This window comes from bacterium (assembly GCA_037147175.1).
GTDB lineage: Bacteria > Cyanobacteriota > Vampirovibrionia > Gastranaerophilales > UBA9971 > UBA9971.
The window spans coordinates 1-3,091 of the sequence record JBAWVS010000100.1 but is presented as its reverse complement, the minus strand read 5'-3'; the positions used below and the strand labels follow the sequence as shown (position 1 = coordinate 3,091).

The window sequence follows — 3,091 nt, the reverse complement described above, 5'->3', positions numbered from 1 at the left end:
AAGACGTGAAAAAAGAAAATTTGTTCTAAACTTTTAACTTAACTGAACACTAGAAGCTTAATTAACTCGAATTGTTAAATCGCTAAATTCGTCATGCTGAGTGAAACGAAGCATCTGTCCATTTAAAAAATAAAATAGATTGCCAAATCGAGTCTAAAGCCTCTCCTCTCAATGACGCGTAAATTTAATTTGCAATTCTGGTTAATTATACATATTCTTCGCTGCTTAGTTGCTCGCAATCCGCTTTGCTTCAAAATTAAATTAACTCAGCTAGTTTTTTATAAAGCTCTTTTTCTTCCTGAGTCGGATGTTCTGGAATTGTAATCTTAATTTTTGCTATATGATCGCCAAATCCGCCTTCTTTTTTGGGAAGTCCCAGATTTTTAAGCCTTAAAGATTTTCCTGATTGAGTACCGGACGGTATAGTAACTTTTACAACGCCTTGAAGGGTTTTAACTTCTGCAACAGTGCCAAGGACAGCTTTAGGAGCAGGAATTTCCACATCAGAAGAAAGATTAGATCCATCAACAGTAAACTCATGATGGTGTTTATACTTAATTACAAAATACAGGTTCCCGTTTTTTCCTGAGGAAGAAGCTTTTCCTTCACCGACAAGACGAATTTTCGAACCCTCTTTGATTGCTTTAGGAATTTTTACGTTTAAAACTTTTGAAACAGAAGCTACTCCGCTTCCTCCGCATTTGTAGCATCTGGAACCGCGACCGCCGCACTCGGCGCATTTATCTATATAACTTATCCTTACAGCTTTAGTTCCCTCACCCGTTAAATCTTCAAGATCAATAGCCAAATCCTGTGTTATATCGAGATTTTCTTCAGGCTGTTGATGTCTTTGCGGATGAGGGTGTTGTTGTCTGTGAGTGGATGTTGATTGTTTTGCGAAATCACCGAAAATAGACTCAAAAAACTCGCTAAATCCGCCAAGTCCGCCGCCTTCTCCAAAATCGCCAAACGTGCGGAATCCGCCGAATCCGCCTTCACCAAAATTCATGTGGATGTTTTCAAATCCGGGAGGAGGAGTAAATTGCGACCCTTCCTGCCAACTGCTGCCTAAACCGTCATATCTCTGTCTTTTCTCAGAATCAGACAGAACTTCGTAAGCTTCATTTATTTCTTTAAATTTTATCGTGGCATCGGAATCTTTATTAACATCAGGGTGATATTTTCGCGCCAACTTGCGAAAAGCTGCTTTTATCTGCTTTTCATCAGCATCCCTTGATACCCCGAGAATTTTATAATAATCTTTATATTTCATCTTTATCAGTTCTCAAATCTCTAATTTTATTTTAAGCAAAAAATAAATATACTCAACAAATATGAAAAAATTATAAATTTATTCATAGTCATTAAAACTTGCCTTATAATAAAATTATGAAACAAGTTTTTATTATATTACTAATGTTAATATCTTTTCTTAAGTTTTCAAACCTCTCTTGTATGGCTGAAAGTTCAAGGATTAATTATGATTTGCTTTATAAAGATACCCCTGTTCTTGATTTTATGTATGAAGACGGCATTGATCAGGCTCAAGACAGCGATTATAACAGATATGTAATTTCTCCTTATACCTTAATAAGAATTACAGATACGCTAAGAAACAAAAAAGTTCTTTTAAAACCCGGTTATTATCTTGTAAAACCTGCAAAATGTGACGGATATGAATTTCTTCTTTTTAAACAAAACGGGAGGGTAGCAGGTATAATTCCTGTTTACCAAAAAGTATTAATCATTCCGGAGCTGGTTTATAAAGAACCAATAAAACCAAAAGTCCCTTTATATAAGGCGATTCCTGAAAAAATATTTATTGAAATACCTAAAAAAATAATTACACTGCCTTTTAAAAAATCCTTTGAGCAAAGAAAGGTACTTGTCCCCCCTAAGTCAGCCCTTGAAAGCAAAGTTGTCGGCAATGGAAACTATCTTGAAATTTGGCTCTACGTAGATAAATACTTATATAAAGTGTTATTTAAAATCGAAAATTAAATTTTGTTCAAAAGAGTATGTTTTTTTAAACTAAAGATGTATAATTAGATAAAAACATTTTGGGTTAATTTTTTAATCATTAATTGAATTAGTAATAAAATTTTTTAAGAAGTTATAGTAATAGCAAGTGTAGGGAAAATCAAATGATTAAGTTGGAGTCTTTAAGTGCAAGAATTATTGCGAGTATGGTCGGTCTATCTTTGCTTACGGCAATAACAATCGGCAGTATCAGTGTATTGAAAAGCAGTCAAATTATTTCTAACAGCGCAGAAGAGTTGTTGTTAATAAGTTCTAAAAATAAATCCAATGAGATTTATAACGATTTAAAACAGGTTGAAAAGAATGTAACTTTGATGGGAAGCCTTATTGAAAGCGCAAGCTCCGTACAAAATAAAAATGATATGAATAGTCTAAGGTCAAGATCAGTTGCAGAAACCGAATATTCTAAAATCAGAGTTTATGTTAAAAAACTGGGTGAAAATACTAAATGGTGTATGAGTTCTTATTTTTATTACGATCAGAATTATATACCAAGTTTTGACGGTGCCTGGTTTGTCGGCAAAGATGGAAATTTTGAAAGAAAAATTTCGAATTCTGAAATTACTCACAAAGATGGCGGTTATTATTGGATTCCTGTAGAAACAGGTAAAGCAACTTGGGCTGCGCCATATATAGACTCTGATCTTAAAATGGCAATGGTTACATATGCAGTTCCTGTTTATAAAAACGGTTTTTTACTAGGTCTTTCCGGAATGGACATAACGCTTGATAACCTAAATAATATAGTTAAAAATATAAATATTTATAAAAATAATAATGCTTATATTATTGATAATAATTTTAATTTTATTGCAGGTGATAAATTTAAGACGGGAGATAATTTTCTTCAAGTACAAAAGGGGCTTTACAAGTTTTTAGAAAAATCTTTAAAAAAGCAGAAAGAAGGTTTTGTTGAGTACAATAATGGCGGTGTACACAGAATAATATCGTATTCGGCTTTGCCAAACGGGTTTATTTTGTTAATTGACGTACCTATAGGGATATTAATTAATTCTTTTGATTCTGATAAAAATTAAATTTATACTTTTTG

General features: G+C 32.9%; 3 protein-coding genes. 2 read left to right on the top strand and 1 reads right to left on the bottom strand.

Features of this window, described 5'->3' with window-relative positions; translation table 11 throughout:
- Positions 1–256: 256 nt before the first annotated feature.
- A complete protein-coding gene (locus WCG23_13205) occupies positions 257–1,273 on the bottom strand; it encodes a DnaJ C-terminal domain-containing protein (protein ID MEI8390829.1) in 1,017 nt (338 codons plus the stop codon).
- A 182-nt stretch (positions 1,274–1,455) separates the two neighbouring features.
- Here WCG23_13205 and WCG23_13200 point away from each other — a divergent pair, with 182 nt between their 5' ends.
- Together WCG23_13200 and WCG23_13195 are read left to right on the top strand one after the other, a co-directional pair.
- Positions 1,456–2,001, top strand: a complete 546-nt coding sequence (locus WCG23_13200) for a hypothetical protein (GenBank protein ID MEI8390828.1) — start codon at positions 1,456–1,458, stop codon at positions 1,999–2,001.
- A gap of 143 nt (positions 2,002–2,144) precedes the next feature.
- Positions 2,145–3,077 (top strand): cache domain-containing protein, encoded by a 933-nt coding sequence (locus WCG23_13195; GenBank protein MEI8390827.1) that lies wholly within the window; start codon positions 2,145–2,147, stop codon positions 3,075–3,077.
- Positions 3,078–3,091: the final 14 nt, after the last annotated feature.

What these genes read in the sequence shown, in the direction of transcription:
- WCG23_13205 (MEI8390829.1), bottom strand. Translation starts at nt 1,273, where the DNA reads ATGAAATATAAAGATTATTATAAAATTCTCGGGGTATCAAGGGATGCT.
- WCG23_13200 (MEI8390828.1), top strand. Translation starts at nt 1,456, where the DNA reads ATGGCTGAAAGTTCAAGGATTAATTATGATTTGCTTTATAAAGATACC.
- WCG23_13195 (MEI8390827.1), top strand. Translation starts at nt 2,145, where the DNA reads ATGATTAAGTTGGAGTCTTTAAGTGCAAGAATTATTGCGAGTATGGTC.